Origin of the sequence: Clostridium lacusfryxellense (assembly GCF_018861735.1) — a bacterium.
GTDB lineage: Bacteria > Bacillota > Clostridia > Clostridiales > Clostridiaceae > Clostridium_AD > Clostridium_AD lacusfryxellense.
Genome location: NZ_JAHLEB010000132.1, coordinates 1 through 1,790, shown reverse-complemented (window position 1 = coordinate 1,790; position 1,790 = coordinate 1). Strand labels below are relative to the sequence as shown.

Here is a 1,790-nt window from a genome sequence, read left to right as displayed (position 1 = left end):
GGTAGAATAAAACATCATCTTAAGTACAATTTGTGGAGAGAAGAATCATCAATTGTTTTTGTAGGATATCAAGCAGAAGGAACCTTGGGAAAAAGCATAGTAGGGGGAGCAAAGATAGTTAAGATATTTGGCGAACCGATTGCTATTAAAGCTCATATTTATAGCCTAGAGGGATTATCTGGACATGCTGATAGAAATGGATTATTCAATTGGATAGAAGGCCTTATGGAAAAACCAAAGGAAATTCTGCTTGTTCACGGCGATCAAGAAGCGCAGGAGAGCTTTCAACAGTTATTAAATTCTAAGGGCTACAACTCTAGAATAGTTGAAAGTGGAGAGGAATTTTATATAAATGAAAAACCTGATGAAGCTCATAAAAATTTTAAAAATTATAAAGCTGAAAAAATTTATAGACCTGATAAAGCCTATAAAGAATATAAGGCTGATGAAAATCTAAGAAGAAAATTGATTAAGGACATTAAGGCAATAAATAACATTGAAAGCCTAGATAAGGGAAAATTGCTGGATATTATAAAAGATTTTATTTATGATGAAAAGTAAACAGGAAAGACTAGCCCTAGTCGATTAAGAATATAAATTCTATCGATTAGGGCTTTTTATAATTATGAAAATTATATAATATTTATGATATAATTGGTACAAATTTGTATAGTTGGTAAGTATGGGTGATAATTTAATAATAGTAATAATCAAATAGTATTTTATATAATATATAAGTTAGTGGAGTGGAAAGGATGTAATAAATAATATGGAAAAATATAATATGATTAACCCAAATAATAATGTAATACTAAATTATAAGATAGATGAAAAAGACATTTCTTTTGAAATATATATTAGCCCAAAACAGGAATGTTGTATTGTAGGACGCTTGGATAATAACTATATATGTTGGTGTTCTATTACCACTATTGTTGAAAGAAAAACAAATACAGAGATCTTTAATAATGTATTAAATCCTAATCAAAAGATGATTTCTAGCATGTCAAAGGTATTAGGAACTCGATATAGAGAAGTTATGAGCTGGCATATGTTACGTATTAATAAAAGAATTTATAAAAATGAATATCATTACTACTCACCAGCAAGTGGAGCTTTTTTTGTAAATAATGAAAATAATTTCGGTGATAATTTTTCAAGTGAAGTTAGTACATTTTATAATTTAGAATTATCTAAATGCGAATATCGTTTAATTGATAATAATTATATAATAATATTAGAAAAATATAAAACCCTTTTAACTAAAAAAAGCGATTATAAATATTATTATGAAATGATACCAATTATATCAATATTGAATAACGAAAGTTATATAAAATTATGTCCTAATGAAGGAATAAGAAATTTATATTTGGATTGCATTAAGGAATGTTCAAATTTATATAATAGATATATGTCAGTAGCACGTTAAAAGAAATAATAAAAGATTTAATAAAAGATTTAGAGGATGGGGTGCTGATTTTGATATGAATTTAATTTTTAAAAAATACAGTGGGTTGTTGTTTTTTATGACTGTATACATGGGAATCTGTTTATTAATGCTAACTTATGAACTTAGCTTTTTTTATGTTATGTTGGTTTGGAATATGCTGCTTGCAACTTTGCCATTGTTTTTTATTAAATTTTCATTGCTCCAATATAAAAAAAACAAGTATGTAGGGCAATGTCATTAAGTTAACCATCTTGTGACAAATAGAATTATAGCCAATTGAAAGTATGTATGCTTTTAATTGGCCTTTTTCTTTTACAACTATTATTTTTGGGCATGC

At 26.7% G+C, this 1,790-nt stretch carries 2 protein-coding genes; both read left to right on the top strand.

The features are described from left to right. A partial coding sequence (locus KPL55_RS25560; protein ID WP_281418917.1) for an MBL fold metallo-hydrolase RNA specificity domain-containing protein occupies positions 1–561 on the top strand: 561 nt, incomplete at its 5' end. A gap of 223 nt (positions 562–784) precedes the next feature. Then, positions 785–1,432 (top strand): hypothetical protein, encoded by a 648-nt coding sequence (locus tag KPL55_RS25555; RefSeq protein WP_246599848.1) that lies wholly within the window; start codon positions 785–787, stop codon positions 1,430–1,432. The last annotated feature ends 358 nt before the right edge of the window (positions 1,433–1,790 follow it).